Origin of the sequence: Bifidobacterium sp. N4G05 (assembly GCF_002742445.1) — a bacterium.
GTDB lineage: Bacteria > Actinomycetota > Actinomycetes > Actinomycetales > Bifidobacteriaceae > Bifidobacterium > Bifidobacterium hominis.
On sequence record NZ_NJNQ01000007.1, the window covers coordinates 37437 to 52720 of the forward strand.

The 15284-nt window shown below is 55.0% G+C and carries 14 protein-coding genes; 3 read left to right on the forward strand and 11 right to left on the reverse strand.

The window, feature by feature from the left end; all coding sequences use genetic code 11:
• Both nrdI and nrdH read right to left on the reverse strand, forming a co-directional pair.
• Window positions 1-435 (reverse strand): class Ib ribonucleoside-diphosphate reductase assembly flavoprotein NrdI, encoded by a 435-nt coding sequence (gene nrdI / locus CE153_RS07640; protein WP_099595768.1) that lies wholly within the window; start codon window positions 433-435, stop codon window positions 1-3.
• Window positions 432-665 carry a glutaredoxin-like protein NrdH gene (gene nrdH / locus CE153_RS07645; RefSeq protein WP_003835061.1) on the reverse strand — a complete coding sequence of 78 codons (234 nt, stop codon included), beginning with the start codon at window positions 663-665 and terminating at the stop codon, window positions 432-434. The genes nrdI and nrdH overlap by 4 nt, the downstream gene beginning before the upstream one ends.
• 499 nt (window positions 666-1164) lie before the next feature.
• On the opposite strand from nrdH, the gene CE153_RS07650 reads away from it, so the two are divergent.
• On the forward strand, window positions 1165-1821 hold the full coding sequence (locus CE153_RS07650; protein WP_099595769.1) for a TetR/AcrR family transcriptional regulator: 657 nt from the start codon (window positions 1165-1167) through the stop codon (window positions 1819-1821).
• A gap of 74 nt (window positions 1822-1895) precedes the next feature.
• Window positions 1896-3179, forward strand: a complete 1284-nt coding sequence (locus tag CE153_RS07655; RefSeq protein WP_099595770.1) for an MFS transporter — start codon at window positions 1896-1898, stop codon at window positions 3177-3179.
• Window positions 3180-3833: 654 nt separating this feature from the next.
• On the opposite strand, the gene CE153_RS07660 is transcribed toward CE153_RS07655, so the two are convergent.
• The 4 genes from CE153_RS07660 to CE153_RS07680 form a co-directional block, all read right to left on the reverse strand.
• Window positions 3834-5201: a riboflavin deaminase gene (locus CE153_RS07660; RefSeq protein WP_099595771.1), complete on the reverse strand. Its 1368-nt coding sequence runs from the start codon at window positions 5199-5201 to the stop codon at window positions 3834-3836.
• 243 nt (window positions 5202-5444) lie between these two features.
• The gene (locus CE153_RS07670) at window positions 5445-6890 is read right to left on the reverse strand and encodes an NAD(P)(+) transhydrogenase (Re/Si-specific) subunit beta (RefSeq protein ID WP_099570634.1); all 1446 of its coding nucleotides are present in this window, start codon (window positions 6888-6890) and stop codon (window positions 5445-5447) included.
• The gene (locus CE153_RS07675) at window positions 6891-7196 is read right to left on the reverse strand and encodes an NAD(P) transhydrogenase subunit alpha (RefSeq protein ID WP_003809446.1); all 306 of its coding nucleotides are present in this window, start codon (window positions 7194-7196) and stop codon (window positions 6891-6893) included.
• A gap of 3 nt (window positions 7197-7199) precedes the next feature.
• Window positions 7200-8345 carry an NAD(P) transhydrogenase subunit alpha gene (locus CE153_RS07680; RefSeq protein WP_099595773.1) on the reverse strand — a complete coding sequence of 382 codons (1146 nt, stop codon included), beginning with the start codon at window positions 8343-8345 and terminating at the stop codon, window positions 7200-7202.
• 237 nt (window positions 8346-8582) lie between these two features.
• Here CE153_RS07680 and CE153_RS07685 point away from each other — a divergent pair, with 237 nt between their 5' ends.
• The gene (locus CE153_RS07685) at window positions 8583-10619 is read left to right on the forward strand and encodes an AMP-dependent synthetase/ligase (protein WP_099595774.1); all 2037 of its coding nucleotides are present in this window, start codon (window positions 8583-8585) and stop codon (window positions 10617-10619) included.
• Window positions 10620-10712: 93 nt separating this feature from the next.
• Here the strand turns inward: CE153_RS07685 and era are convergent, their stop codons facing one another.
• From era to CE153_RS07710, 5 genes are read right to left on the reverse strand one after another with little or no spacing between them, the layout of a single operon-like run.
• Window positions 10713-11711: a GTPase Era gene (gene era, locus CE153_RS07690; RefSeq protein ID WP_099570637.1), complete on the reverse strand. Its 999-nt coding sequence runs from the start codon at window positions 11709-11711 to the stop codon at window positions 10713-10715.
• Window positions 11704-13128, reverse strand: coding sequence for a hemolysin family protein (locus CE153_RS07695; RefSeq protein ID WP_099570638.1), 1425 nt, complete (start codon window positions 13126-13128; stop codon window positions 11704-11706). Before CE153_RS07695 ends, era begins: the two co-directional genes overlap by 8 nt.
• Window positions 13129-13176: 48 nt before the next feature.
• Window positions 13177-13722: an rRNA maturation RNase YbeY gene (gene ybeY / locus CE153_RS07700; RefSeq protein WP_003835085.1), complete on the reverse strand. Its 546-nt coding sequence runs from the start codon at window positions 13720-13722 to the stop codon at window positions 13177-13179.
• A complete protein-coding gene (locus tag CE153_RS07705; RefSeq protein ID WP_099570639.1) occupies window positions 13719-14858 on the reverse strand; it encodes a PhoH family protein in 1140 nt (379 codons plus the stop codon). The genes ybeY and CE153_RS07705 overlap by 4 nt, the downstream gene beginning before the upstream one ends.
• A gap of 38 nt (window positions 14859-14896) precedes the next feature.
• Window positions 14897-15232 (reverse strand): histidine triad nucleotide-binding protein, encoded by a 336-nt coding sequence (locus CE153_RS07710; RefSeq protein ID WP_099595775.1) that lies wholly within the window; start codon window positions 15230-15232, stop codon window positions 14897-14899.
• Between the last annotated feature and the right edge of the window lie 52 nt (window positions 15233-15284).

The window sequence follows — 15284 nt, forward strand, 5'->3', positions numbered from 1 at the left end:
TTATCGTTGTTCCTGTTGTGTATATTCGTCGAAAAATCTGCGCAGTCCTTCGCGCACGGTCTCGGTGTCTTCTGGAGTGCCCATCAGTTCGAACCGGTAGAGTAGCGGTACGTGGCATTTAGCCGCGATGATGTCGCCTGCGATGCCGTAGGCTTCGCCGAAGTTGGTGTTACCCGATGCGATGACTCCGATGATGCCACTGCGGTTGCGTTCATCATTGAGGAATCGTTTGACTTGCACGGGCACTGCTTTGTCGATTGTTCCTCCGCCGTATGTAGGTGTCAGCAAGACGTAGGGCTCATTCACATGCAGTTCAGGCTCGTCTGGCCGCAGCGGGATGCGCATTGCATGGATGCCGAATTCATCCAATCGGCATCCCTCAACGAAGCGTGTCGTATTGCCCGATGCCGACGAGAAGTACACCAGCGCGCTCACCTGCAGCGAGCCTCCAGCTCGTGGATTTTGTCGGGACGATACCCGGACCAGGATTCGTCGTCTGCGATGATGACTGGCATCTGCCGCCATCCTTCGTTCCGCAATCTGTCGGAAATACGTGCGTTGGCCGTAATGTCGACAGTCGTATATGGAAGGCCTCGTTTGTCCAATTGGCGTTTCGTCGCCGTGCATTGCGGGCAGTTTGCTTTGGTGTATAACGTAATGTTCATGTTCCACGTCCTTTCACGACCGTACGTCGTTGGTACGTGGCACACATTATCCGAACGAAAATAAAAATCAAGACCACAACATACAGTGTCTCGCTGTCTTCTCAAACACTATATACGGCGTGTTTCCAGCATTGGCAACAGTTTCGGAGTCCTCAAGCAGGACGTGGACCGGATTTGTGGGATTTTTCACATCGGATGCAATCGTTCTTCGCCGAAAGCCCCATGCCATAAAAGGCATATAGGAGCCAGGGTCTTATTCCCCTTCGGGAACCCAGCCGTCACTCACTCAAGTTGACCTTGGACGCCCAATCATGCACTAACCGCAGAAAAGACAGACATCCCGCACCCCCGGCAACGCGGATTCAGGTTTCTTTGCAGAAATCTGCAGAGATTCTTTCGGTACACTTTTCGACCGAGCTGGGAGGCATCCGACATACCATACCGACCAACGGTATGTATAATGTTGGTGTATTCGACTCCACCTTTGAAGGAGAGGCATATGGCGCGCAATGCACACCCTGAGGTGACGCGACAGCGAATCCTTGACGCCGCGAAAAAGCTGTTCGCGCAAAAGAGGTATGAGCACACCACGATTCAAGATATTCTCGACGAGCTCGAAGACCTCAGCAAAGGCGCTATCTACCATCATTTCAAAAACAAAGAAGCGATGCTGCATGCGCTGGTAGATTCCGACAACGAACGACTTCTTCCCCAAGCAAATCAAGAGGATGGCTCGCGAAACGGATTGCAAAAACTACGCAATTCGCTCATGATGCAGATTACCGACACTGAACATATGACCCTCATGCGCGATGCATTTCCCCTGCTGAACGACCCGAAAATCCTCGCCGAAAATCTTCGCATCTGGCGAACCGACAGCACCAAAATCGCATACGACTTCATCCAGGAGGGGTTAAAGGACGGTTCGATCACAACCGAATACCCTCAAGAAGCCGCGGAACTTTTTTCACTGCTGTTCAATTACTGGCTAGCCCCAAACTTCTACCCCATCACTACCCTTCGTGAATTCAAGCATCGCATCCACTGCCTTGGATTGATTATGGACTCGCTCGGAGTTCCACTTATCGATCACGACAGTGATATGGAAGATCGGCTTGCGGAAGGCTTCTTCCTACTCGCCAGCAATCCGCAATAAAAGCTCGGCAATGTCAATCTATTTTTATTTGTACCTTTTTTACATACCGTCAGTCGGTATCGAAAGGAATAGTCATAAAAAACTCGTCAGAACCGACGCTCCAATCCAGCTTGCGCTCCGCAAACTTCATCCTTCTTGTACTCGGTCAAGGCATTTCCTTGTTCGGCAATACCATGCTCCGATTTGCCATGTCCATGTGGGTACTGGACGAAACCGCATCATCCACGATCTTCGCCACCGTGCTGGCCATATCCGTCATTCCGACCATACTTATCAGCCCATTCGGAGGTGTTATGGCCGACCGAGTAAGCAAACGTGCCATGATGGTGGCGCTCGATATCATCTCAGGAATCGTCACACTGCTTGCGACTGTGTTTTTCGCACTATCCGGATTCAACATTCTCGCCATCGCCATCATGCAGGTAGTATTGGCAGTACTCGATGCCATGGAAACTCCCGTCGTACAATCCGCACTGCCACAAATCATCGGAAGAGAGTCCTCCACTGACCTTCGCCGAGGCACGGCCATCATCAACCAAGTGCAGCAGCTCAGCCAATTACTCCCGAGTTTCCTAGGTGGCGTGATGTACGGGCTGATTGGCATTCGACTGATGATGCTCATCACCGCAGCATGTCTTATGTCGGCAGCCATGGTTGAATGCTTCATCAGACTCGCGAAGCCCCTATCGAATCAAGATGATGCCGGCATCTGCCTACTCGGCGTCATTATCGGCGATATGCATTCGGCGACCGCTTTCCTGCTTCGCAAGGAGCCGACCGTAGCACGATTAGCCGGTGTTTGCACATGGATTAATCTGATACTGACTGGATTCAGTTCAGTAAGCTTTCCTTACATTATTCGAACTACGTTAGGCTACGATGCGGCGACATATGGTCTATGCGATGGCATTATCGGCATTGCCGGCATAGCGGGAACATTCATCGCTGGGTGTTTCGCCAACTGTTTGAAATCACGAAACGCCCCTTCGTTGTTGTTTGTGGAAAGTCTTATGCTGCTTCCGCCGACCATCGCCTTCCTGCTTCCATGTTCAACGCAAACCAAGCTCATCATGCTGGTGCTCTGCACTGCGGTAGTCATAATCGCCGTTGATTTCTTGAACCTCATTCTCGTGCCATCTATTCAGATGAGGACGCCAACCGCGATTACAGGCAAGGTCATGGCCATTATTTCATCGTTGACGATATGCGCCCAGCCACTCGGGCAAATGCTTTACGGATGGCTGCACGCACATTGCACGGTTTGGCTTATTCTGCTGATTTCAGCACTGGCATCACTGCCCTTGGCATGGCTGGCTCACCCACTGTTTATGCACCTTGACGATACGATTTCCAAGTAAGGCAGGGGAATGAAGCCAATATACGAATGTCCGTATGCTGAGAATGTCGCCCAACATATTGCGATTCGGCTTGAAATCAGCTTTTCTTAAACGAATGTCTTTCCGCTTACAACGAATCATCACCAGCGCGACGATCACACTGATGGCCTGTGCAGGGATTGCGCCAAGAGCCGCATCTGCCGGACCAAGCTGAAGATACCCCATGAACAGGTAGACGAGTGCGATATTGAAACACTGATTCCCAAGCTAGCCGGAACCACTTGGCTGAATCACTATCTTGAGAGCCTGCCGAATCTGGAAGCCCAGAAACAGATGTACAGACAAGTTATCAGCATGTGACGTTCAACGGCTGACATCAGTTATATAGGAATGTTCGATCGGGGTTCTTTGGCACGGCATGTCCAAAATTGTTGCGCCTATGCGGATTGGACGTCCACGCTGGTGGAAGTGAATTGCGTAAACGAGAACTTCTGTCTGACATTCACGCAGAAGTTCACCACAGATAGATACGTAAAAGCATTTCGCGAATTGTTGGAGCAACGAGGCATAGCATGCACCGAGATCGAAGAGACAGAGTTCATCTGAACGTTCCGCCATTCAATCTCGGCACAACCACGATACACACGCTTAGACGTTCGCGATCTAAGAGGTCGATCAGTCGCCGACTGAAACCGGCCTCCCCTCGTTGCCTCCCGTCTCATCCACGCTTCCCATGTATGGACCCATCAGATCGATATATTCCTTCGCGTCATGAGCGAGAAGCGCACGCGTGGCACGTAGGGATTCGATATCTCTTGGAAAACGGTACAGCGCAACCATTGTCGACAGATCCCTAAGCCCGTTACAAGTGTCCATTAATTGTTTCTTCTCCTTTCGCGGTGCGAAAAGCGCATCATCCCTACTTTCCGGCTCCGGGAAGCAGATATACCCTCCCAATGTCATCACCAACCCCATCCCTTTAACGGATTCAGTCGTTCGTTTCAGACTTTCCATTCCCTGCTGGAACATCTTGTCATCTCGGGTCCGGAACCCTTCAGTAAGTGGCCGCGAGCCCACCGCCCCCAATAACGACAGGGCAAGATCATGCAGGTACAGCGGATCCTCCCAAATGCTCGCCACCTGATATGCGCCCTTCTGGTAAACGCGTTCCATGATTTGCGAAGCTGACTCAGTCTGCTTGTTCCACAAAGCACGATACGCTTCCACGATTTTCTCGGCATCGTACAGATATCGCGCATCCATACACGCGGGATATTCAAGCAACATGGATTCGGCCAGGTCGGCATTGCAGGCATAGTCCAGATCGGCTTGAATTCTAAGATCGCGCAGATGGTCGCACAGATTGCGATAAGAGAAGTCTTCATCGCATCCGGAATCCACCACTTTCGGATCGTCCCTCAGCATGCACATGCCGATACCGCCATATCCAAGCACCATCAACGCAACATCGGCCGCACGCGGCTCTTCCTCGCCCCAACGCAGCAGACTGTACGCGGCCAGCCAATATACTTCCTGCAAATATTCAGCCATGCAGGCCAGTCTCTTCTTTTTGCCGGTAGCGTATTTTCCACCCTTTTTCTTGCTTCTCCGAAACACATCCTTGGTGTAGGTCAATCCAATCTGGAATGGCATTCTGCTGCTGGGCCTTTGCAAAGCCACCGCTATCGAAGCGTCATTGATCATTTCATAGAGCCAAACGCTCATACCGTACTTACGCACGATGTTACGGCATCCATCAAGAAAATTCGCATCATGCTCAACCAGATCATAATCGAACGAAATCATGGCCCACGCCAGATTCGCCACCCATGATGTGCTGCAGAATAATTCCTTTCCCAGTTCACAGACTTTTTCGTCAAAAAGCGAAAGAGATCCGATCTCACCGTATTCATCGTGGATTTTTCCCAATTCCGCAAGATATTTGCCAGAACTGTATCCATCAAACCGCTCGATAAGTTCTTCGATCGTTGCCAAAAATCCCTGTTCATCCATATGGAACGGGCCAGTGATTATTTCCGCCATGTGCAACTCCTTTGTTGTAGGGTGCACCTACTGTCTCATATTCAAATCATCCTGCGCCACCGGACCTTGAAAATCTGTGGATATGTGGAAAACTCCGCCCATATCCACAGGCGAATAACGACTGTGGATAACTCACAATTCGCATGCAACAGACCTGATCTTACGAAAATCACCATATGCAAAAAGGTCCCTTCCATCACTGGAAGGGACCTTTCAGAACACATCAACGCAACGTTTCAGCTGTTAGTTGATGAGCTCCTTGACTGCCGCGATAACGGCCTGCAGGCTTGCCTTGGCGTCGCCGAAAAGCATCTGCGTGTTGTCTTCGAAGTATAGTTCGTTCTGGATACCGGCATAACCGGTACCGCGACCGCGCTTCATGACCACCACGTTCTGGGCCTTGTCGACGTCGAGGATCGGCATGCCGGAGACCGGGGTGCCCGGCTTGCGTGCGGCCGGGTTGGTCACGTCGTTGGCGCCGACTACAAGAGCCACGTTGGCCTGCGGGAACTGCGGGTTGATGTCGTCCAGGTCGACGAGCTCCTCGTACGGCACGTTGGCTTCGGCGAGCAGCACGTTCATGTGGCCAGGCATACGGCCTGCCACCGGGTGGATGGCGTAGGAGACTTCGACGCCATGGTCCTTAAGAAGCACACCAAGATCGGCGAGCTCGCGCTGGGCCTGGGCCTGGGCCAAGCCGAAGCCCGGTACAAAGATGACCTTCTCGGCATACACGAGCTGCACGGCCAAATCGTCTGCGGAAGTTTCCTTCATTGTGCCTTCCGGACCTTCACCGGCGCCAGCGGCGGCATTGGCACCACCGAAACCGCCTGCGAGCACGGACAGCAGCGGACGGTTCATGGCCTTGGACATGGCGATGGACAGGGTCACACCGGCTGCACCAACCAGTGCGCCGGCCACGATCAGAGCGATGTTGTTGATGGCCAAGCCAGACATGGCCACTGCAGTGCCAGTGCAGGCGTTGAGTACGGAAATGACTACCGGCATATCGGCGCCGCCGATCGGGATGACGAACACGAGACCGTAGCACAGCGCGAACACGGTGGTGAGTACGGACCACAGCAGACGCTGGCCCGGCTGCACGCACAGCATGATAAAGGATGCGACGGTCAGTACGGCGAACAGAATGTTCCAGAAGCCCTTGCCCGGCAAGTTCAGCTTCTTCACCCACTTGATGCCCTGCAGCTTGCCGGCTGCGATCAGAGAGCCGGAGAACGTGACGGAACCGATCATGATGCCCAAACCAGCGGTGATCAGCACCACGATGGACGGAGTGCCTTCGGAGGTCAGAATGTCGTTCAAAGCCACAAGCGCGGCGGCGCCGCCACCCACGGTGTTGAATACGGAAACGAGCTGCGGCATGTCGGTCATCTTGACCTTCTTGGCGGAAACCACACCGGCGATGGCACCGATGATGATGCCGGCGATCAGCAGCACAACGGCAACGCCATGCTGGAATCCGTTGGAGATCTCACCTGCGAACAGCACGATGAACGCCATGACCACGGCGAGAATCATGCCGACAGCGGAGACCATATTGCCCTTGCGGGCGGTCTTCGGAGAGTTCATCAAGTGCAGGCCGATAACGAACATCACGGCGGCCAGCAGATAGACGAACCATTCGATGACGCCGAGCGGCGTGCTCAGCATTTCAGCCATGGTACCCATTTACTTGGCCTCCTCTTCCTTCTTCTTGCCCTTGTCGGACTTGAACATTTCCAGCATGCGGTCGGTGACAACGTAACCGCCGACCACGTTCATCGTGCCCAGCACTGCGGCCAGGAAGATGAACACCCAGGCGAGCGGGCTGGTGGCATGCGCGGCGACGATGACGACACCGGCGATGACGATGCCGTGGATCGAGTTCGCGCCCGACATCAACGGAGTGTGCAAGGTGGCCGGCACCTTGCCGATAACCTCAACGCCGATGAGCAGCGCGAGGACGAACAGAGTGATCGCAACAACGATATCCATTGCTTACTCCCCTTCCTTCTTGGCTTCCTCGCCGCGGCCGGCCACGACCATGGCGTTGTCAAGCTCTTCGTTCAGATCGATGGCCAGCTTGCCGTCACGCACGAAATGCGCGAGCACGTCAGCCACATTGCGGCTCAGCAGGTTGGATGCGGTAGTGGAAACGCCGCTTGACAGGTACGGAGCGCCAATGATGGTCACACCGTTCTCGGTAACCTGAGTACCGACGGTGGAACCTTCGACGTTGCCGCCGAGGTCGCTTGCCGCGCAGTCGACGATCACAGCGCCACGGTGCAGTCCGGCCACGCCAGCCTTGGTCAGCAGAACCGGAGGCTTGCGGCCGGGAACCTTGGCGGTGGTGATGACGATGTCGAAACCGGCGGCCTTCTGGTCGACGGCAGCCTGTTGCTGGGCCTGTTCTTCGGCGCTCAGCGCGCGGGCATAGCCGCCCTCGCCCTGACCTTTGGAGAAGTCAAGACCCAAATCCAGGAACTTGGCGCCCAAGGATTCGACTTCACCCTTGGAAGCCGGGCGCACGTCGTATGCGGTGACAACCGCACCGAGACGCTTGGCGGTACCGATGGCCTGCAGGCCGGCGATGCCGGCGCCAAGAATGAGCACCTTGGCCGGGCGGATCGTGCCGGCGGCGGTGGTCATCATCGGCAGGAACGAACCATAAGCGTCGGCTGCCACAATGGCGGCCTTGTAGCCCATCACGGAGTTCTGGGAGGTCATCTCATCCATGGACTGAGCGGAGCTCAACTGACGTGGCAGCTTTTCCATGGCAACACCGACCAAGCCGGCCTGCTCAATCGTAGCGACATAATCGGCATCGGTGAACGAGCCAAGCATACCGATAATCCAAGTGCCCTGCTTGACACGAGCGAGCAGCGCATCGCTCGGACGATCGACAAAACCAAGCGCGTCAGCACGCGCAATCACTTCATCAGCGGAGACGACCTGCGCCCCGGCCTTAATATAATCCTCATCAACATAATGCGACGCGACTCCCGCACCGGATTCAATCAGGCAGTTAACACCCGATTTACGCAACCTCGTTACGATGTCCGGTGTCAGAGCAACGCGAGACTCATGTTCGGAAGTCTCATTGAGAACCCCGAAGACCACGGTGGCTTCAGCTTTGTCAGCCATAGGTGCCCTTTCTTCCTCGTTAAAGAAATCAAAATGAACAGATACAGCGCACCAGTGTAACGTAGGTCACACCTTTGCATGAAGAAAAGTTCACCTATCGAATGGCGTTGCATGACGATTTCTTCATGCAACGCTCCATCAGGCGTGCGCTTTCCCTACGCTACCGTAAGGTGACGTGTCGCGTTCAAGGGTCTATCATTCCTACAGATATTGGATTTAGATGTGTAGGAGAGTCACGTGTCCGTCATCACCTCTTTGAACAAGCGAGCTGCAAATCTCGCGCAGAAGGCACTGCGTCTGGGCGGTGACTTCGTTCACCCCGTCAGCGACGATTCCGGTAACAATCCGGACTACAACGATCCGAACAACATCATCTCCCCCGACGGTCATATCGATCTTCCGCACACCGTCGAGTGGGGCGAAGGATTCCCATCCACCACGTTCCTTGACCCGGAAACCGGTTTACTGACCACCAAAACCGAGGGACAGCCGCCGCTGGACGAGGGCACCACAATTTACGACATCTACGCCAATCGTGCCGAACGTATGGGTGACGAACCGCTCTACACCTATAAATCGGATAGCGAATGGGTAACCAAAACCGGCAATGAGGTGCTTGCCGATATTCGCCAGATCGCCAAGGGCCTGATGCATTACGGCCTGAAGAAGGGCGATGGCGTGGCGTTCATGTGCCGCACCTCTTACGAGTGGGATGTGTTCGACGCGGCCGTTATGGCGTGCGGCGGCGTGCTTGCCACGATCTATGACACGGATTCTGCGGAACAGATTCGCAACATCGTCAATAATTCCGATTCGCGTCTGCTGGTGGTCGAAACCACCGATATGCGCACCAAGGCCGACGGCGCCGAAAAGGAATGCCCGACGCTGGAACATATCATTTGCTTCGAAAACGGCGGTCTTGACGAAATCATGGCCTATGGTTCGGGCGTGAGCGACGAAGAGCTCGACGCACGCATTGATTCCATCAAGAAAACCGACCCGTGCTCCATCGTATACACGTCCGGTTCCACCGCCGCACCGAAGGGCGTGGAGATGACTCATGAGCATTACTGCACCACCGCGTTGAATCTTCCGGCATACATGCCGCAGCTGCTGCACGAGAAGAAGAACAGCGTGCTGTTGTTCCTTCCTCAGGCTCACTCCTTCGCGCGCGCCATCAACTACATCTGCGTGGCCAGCGAGCTGCATATTTACATCGCGCAAGGCATCAAGACGCTGATCGCCGATCTGCAGGTCGCCAAACCGTCCGTTATGATCGTTGTTCCGCGTGTGCTCGAGAAGGTATACAACGCGGCTTCGCAAAAGGCCGGACATGGCGCCAAGGGCATGGCTTTCGCCGCGGCGGTTGTGGCAGCTCAGAATTATATGAAGGAAATCAGCGCAAAGGGCAAGGCTAGCGCTCTGGCCAAGGCTCGCCGTATGGCGTTCGATCCGATGGTCTACGCTTCGCTGCGTGAGGTACTCGGCGGACGTGCCCAGTGGATTGTGGCGGGCGGCGCTCCTCTCGATCCGGAACTGATGGCGTTCTTCCGTGGCGCCGGCGTGCCCGTGTATGAGGGCTATGGTTTGACCGAAACCACCGCTCCGTGCGCGTTCAACCCGCTTGGTGTGCCATATCATCAAGGTTCCGTTGGTGTCGCCTTCCCCGGTTTCGAGCTTCGTATTGCCGAGGACGAGGAGATTCAGGTCAAGGGTACGGCGGTGTTCCCGAAGTATCACAAGAACGAAGAGGCTACTGAAGATTCGTTCACCGAGGATGGCTGGTATCGTACCGGCGATTTGGGACGTATCGATGATGATGGCTTCCTGTACATTATCGGACGTAAGAAGGATCTGATCATCACCGCGGGCGGCAAGAACGTTTCTCCCGGCCCGATTGAAGAGGTTATCAAACGCTGCGAATTCGTTTCCCAGGCGCTGGTGCTCGGCGACAAGCGACCGTTCATTTCCGCTCTGGTCACGCTTGATGAGGAATCCTTGCGTCCATGGTTGGAAAGCAAGGGACTTGACCGCGATATGCCAATGGAGGATGCCGCCAATAATGCAGCGGTCCGCGCCGAAGTGCAGAAGTGGGTCGATCAGGCCAACGAAGGCGTTTCCCGTGCGGAATCCGTACGCAAGTTCATCATTCTGCCGGAGGAGTTCACCCAGGAGAATGGTTTAATGACCTCCTCCATGAAGGTGATTCGTCCGAAGGTCATTCAGCGTTATGCCACTTTGCTGAACACACAGATGTACACCAAGAAGAAGTAACCTTCGAACAGCAATGAAATGAGGTCTGACTCCCACAGGAGTCAGACCTCATTTCATTGTAATAAACCCGCTGCGAAGCGGATCCTAAGCAGATCAGAAGCCTAGCTTCTCGAGCTGTTTAGGATCCGACTGCCATCCCTTGGCAACCTTGACATGCAAATCGAGTTTCGCTTTCTGACCGACGATGCGGTTGACCGGCGTGCGCAGCTTCTTTTTGACGCGCACAAGATGTTCCGCTCCCCTGCCGATGATGATCGGCTTTTGGGAATCTCGCTCCACATAAATCGATACAATCACTTGAGCTTTGCCATCGTATGATTCTCCGCTATCGTTGTCTTCTGGATATTCAATGGAGTCCACGACCACGGCCAGCGAGTGCGGCAGCTCATCATCCAACTCTTCCAGGAAGGCACCGCGTACCAGTTCCGCAATGGTTTCTTCCGGACGTTCTTCGGTGATCTGTTCGGCCGGATACATTTGCGGACCTTCAGGCATGTTTTCGATAAGCACGTTCTTGACCTCGGCAAGATTGTCGTGCTTGAGTGCGCTGACTGGCACGATATCGGTGAAATCGGCGAACTCGTTGATTTCGATAAGCTTGCTGATCAGTCCTTCACGGCTCAATTCGTCGATTTTAGTGACGATGGCAATCAGCGGCACTTTCCATTTGAACGTGCCGTCATCGCGCTTCACTGCGAAATCGGAACGCAGACGACTCAAAATGCGCTTGTCGCCTGGACCGATCTCCTGATCACCGGGCAGCAGGAAAGCAATGGCGTCCACGTCGGCAAGAGACTCATCCACAACATCATTCAGGCGCTGCCCCAACAATGTGCGCGGGCGATGGATACCGGGCGTGTCAACCAAAACGATCTGCGCATTATCTGTGGTAAGTATGCCACGAATGGCCTTACGTGTGGTTTCCGGTCGAGATGATGCGATGGCGATCTGCGTGCCGATCAACGCGTTGATCAACGTCGACTTGCCTACGTTCGGACGTCCTACCACGGCAACGAAACCGGAACGATATGGAACGGGCGTGGTGGAATCGGAATGGTTGGAGGGCGTCTCAGTCATTGCTGCGTCAGTCATGCTCGTCTTTGGAATCCTTATCGTTGTCGGATGCCTCTTCGGTATCATCCGCATGTTCTTCGTTACGTGTTTCAGTTTCGTCCACGCCCTCGACGTGGACCGGTTCCACCACAATGGTCGACACCTTCTTGCGTCGTCCCGCGGAATCGACTGCGGTCATACGCAATCCTCGGGTGACTGCGGAAGAACCGACGATCGGCACGCGTCCCAACAATTTGGTCAACAATCCGTAAACGGTGTCGACGTCATCCTCGTCAATGTCGATTTCGAAAATCTCTTCCAGATCGGCGATCGGCGTGCGGGCTGGCATGCTCCATTTTTTGTCGCCGATTTGTTCTGGATCGGCATGTTGCGTGCGATCATGTTCGTCTTCCAGCTCGCCCACGATTTGTTCTATGGCGTCTTCAATGGTGACCATGCCTGCGATGCCGCCGTATTCGTCCACGACGATGGCGACATGTTGGCGTGTGCGTTGCATTTGATGGAACAGGTCGTCAACCGGTTTGGATTCGGGTACCAGCATCGGATCACGGACTATCGATTCGACTTCGCGCGTCATCGCCGCATGGTTGAAAGCCGTCGCGCGCACGGCGTCCTTCAGATAGGCCACGCCGACCAGATCGTCCACATCGTCGCCAATGACCGGCACACGCGAGAATCCGGAACGGGAGCAAAGCTTCAACATGTTTTCCAACGTCTCGCCTCGCTCGATGCAGATCATGTCGGTGCGCGGCACCATGATCTCACGGGTCAGTGTTTCGGAAAGCGTGAGTACATTTCGTAGCATTTCGGAAACTTCGGGGTCGAAATCGTTGGCCTCAACCAAACGGTCGATGGTCGCGCGCCCCTGCTCGATCTGGATCTTCTCGAGTTCCTCGTCGTCGGAAAGATCGTTGCCACGACGCTTCGTGCCCTTTTGTCCGCCGATTTTCGCGAATGGGGTCAACAGCACCGCAATGGAGACGGTATCCGCATGCTGCAGCATGATGTCGACGGGCTTGGATGCTCCAGCACTACGCGGACGCACCAGCAGCGAAATCACCGCCACGACGATGGCAAAAACAAATCCGGCAAGCAATTCGGCCCATAGTGGAGCGTCCAGCATGCCTGCGATCACAGTTACAAGCACACCGTCAAGCACATTGCAGCAAATACGGAAGAACGCGCACGATCCTGCGGTGGCATACCGGTCGGCCACCAGCCGCTGGACCTTATGGATACGCTTGATCTTCTTGTCGCGAATGAACTGCGAAAGTTCCGCATCCGTCTGAACTTCAAGAATCAGGTTGTTCAGGCTCGCCCGGGTCACACGTCCCACAGCGCCTTCGGTGGCAGCCATCGAAAGAGACAGCCAGACCAGCAGCAACGCTACCACGGCAAGTACCGCGACCACCGCAATCATTGTCTCCTGCACCATAATTCAGCCCCCATCATGCCGGACGATATGTTGCCGGCAACGTAATCACTATTTGGCGATCTGTCGCCCGGTACCATGCTCCCGATCCCATTCGGCAAGCGCATCCGGCGCTCCTGACGGAAGAATCGCCTGCGCTCCCGATCCTTGGCGGAGAGCAAAGAAAGTGAGCAGCAGTTGACGCTGCAGACCGAACATCTGGCGCTCCTGTTCCGGTGTCGCATGATCGTATCCAAGCAGGTGGAGAATGCCGTGGATTGTCAGAAGCATCATTTCCTCCATGGTGCTGTGTCCGGCCGCAAGCGCCTGCTGGGCGGCCACCCATGGGCAGATCACGATGTCCCCAAGCACGCCTTCCATCACGGTTCTGCCGTCTCCTGGGCGTAACTCGTCCATGGGGAAGCTCATTACGTCAGTCGGTCCTTCAAGATTCATCCAACGCATGTGCAATTGGGCGATCGGATCGGGGTCGACAAACATGATGGTCAGGTCGGATTGCGTGCTGACGCGCATCTGGTCCATCACCCATATGCCGAGATCGGAGAACACCTTGCCGTCGATCTGCCAGACGGTTTCGTTGGTTACCTCGACGCTCATTCAGCGTTCCTTTCGATTTGCTCGTCCGTTTTCCTGGATGTGATTCTGCTTGCGACGCGCCGGCTATGGTCGCCGGCGATGGCCGCGTGTCGATCATAGGCCGCGACGATTTTGCCGACCAGCGCGTGTCGCACCACGTCTTCCGGCTTGAGGTGGGCGAATGCTATGTCGTCGATGCCGTCAAGGATGCGTTCGATGGTGGCAAGGCCGGATTTCGGCACTGTCAGATCGACCTGCGTCACGTCACCCGTGATGATCATTTTCGTGTTGAAACCCAGTCGCGTCAGGAACATCTTCATCTGCTGTTCGGTGGTATTCTGCGCTTCGTCGAGAATCACGAACGCGTCGTTGAGCGTGCGTCCACGCATGTACGCGAGCGGCGCGACTTCAATGGTGCCGTCGTCCATGTAACGTTTGAGCTGGTCCGCTCCGAGCATGTCGGAAAGCGCATCGTACAGCGGGCGAAGATACGGATCGACTTTTTCGTTCAGTGTGCCCGGCAGGAAACCGAGGTTCTCTCCGGCCTCCACTGCAGGTCTGGTCAGAATGATGCGGCGCACCTGCCGATCTTGGAAGGCGCGAACCGCCTTGGCTACTGCAAGATACGTCTTGCCTGTACCGGCGGGACCGATGGCAAACGTGATGGTATGTGACTCGATGGCATTGACATAGGCGACCTGACCAGCGGTTTTCGCGCGGACCGGCTTGCCAAGCGCAAAGGTGATCACTCCCGGCACATGCGGCTTGCGGCGGTCTGCGGCATGCTCACGTTGTGCGGCACGCCCCTGCTGCCTATCAGCCAAACGTAGTCCCTCCACTACACGCCCATGCCCCGGGCGCGCGGCGCGAACGGGGTTTTTCAACACATTCTGGTCGAGCATGCGTCGCACCGTGTCGGCATCCATCGGAGCCGTATATGCGGCTTGAATGATGTTTTCAATCACATGTTCGGCCTGCGCGGCTTGGGATTCGGATTTGTTGGAATGTGACATGATCGCGATACGGTTGCCTCTGACGATGATGGTCAGGTCAGGGAACGCTCGTTCCACTTCCCGGAGAACCTCGTCGACCGGCCCAAGCACGGTTACCGGATCAAGCTGTTGGGGAATCGCGATGGTACGTGTAGTGGTGGCCACAAAACCTCTTCTAACGTTGATATATGGGGAAAAGAAAGTTACTCGTCGAGTTTTTCACCGGTCAGCACATGAGCATGCACATGGAATACGGTTTGCCCCGCATCAATCCCGGTGTTGAAGATCAGCCGGAAGGCGCCATGGAATTCCTTATCGGCGATGTTCTGCGCAACTTGAGCCATGTGGGCAAGCTGCTGCGGATCGGCCGCCGCAAGCTCGGCCACGTTCGCATAATGCTCGCGAGGCACCACAAGCACGTGGACTTTGGCCTTCGGATTGATGTCCTTGAACGCGTAGGTGGTATCGTCCTCATACACCTTTTCGCTTGGAATCTCTCCTGTGATGATCTTGCAGAACAGGCAATCCTTGTCGCTCATAATGCTCCTTAATGCTGGGAAACCTCCATGACCATGCTATTGCGCAACCGGG

Excerpts from the sequence above, each read along its gene's own strand:
- CE153_RS07660 (WP_099595771.1), bottom strand. The coding sequence starts at position 5,201 with ATGGCGGAAATAATCACTGGCCCGTTCCATATGGATGAACAGGGATTT.
- CE153_RS07650 (WP_099595769.1), top strand. The coding sequence starts at position 1,165 with ATGGCGCGCAATGCACACCCTGAGGTGACGCGACAGCGAATCCTTGAC.
- CE153_RS07670 (WP_099570634.1), bottom strand. The coding sequence starts at position 6,890 with ATGGGTACCATGGCTGAAATGCTGAGCACGCCGCTCGGCGTCATCGAA.
- CE153_RS07695 (WP_099570638.1), bottom strand. The coding sequence starts at position 13,128 with ATGGTGCAGGAGACAATGATTGCGGTGGTCGCGGTACTTGCCGTGGTA.
- CE153_RS07710 (WP_099595775.1), bottom strand. The coding sequence starts at position 15,232 with ATGAGCGACAAGGATTGCCTGTTCTGCAAGATCATCACAGGAGAGATT.
- CE153_RS07680 (WP_099595773.1), bottom strand. The coding sequence starts at position 8,345 with ATGGCTGACAAAGCTGAAGCCACCGTGGTCTTCGGGGTTCTCAATGAG.
- nrdH (WP_003835061.1), bottom strand. The coding sequence starts at position 665 with ATGAACATTACGTTATACACCAAAGCAAACTGCCCGCAATGCACGGCG.
- era (WP_099570637.1), bottom strand. The coding sequence starts at position 11,711 with ATGACTGACGCAGCAATGACTGAGACGCCCTCCAACCATTCCGATTCC.
- CE153_RS07675 (WP_003809446.1), bottom strand. The coding sequence starts at position 7,196 with ATGGATATCGTTGTTGCGATCACTCTGTTCGTCCTCGCGCTGCTCATC.
- ybeY (WP_003835085.1), bottom strand. The coding sequence starts at position 13,722 with ATGAGCGTCGAGGTAACCAACGAAACCGTCTGGCAGATCGACGGCAAG.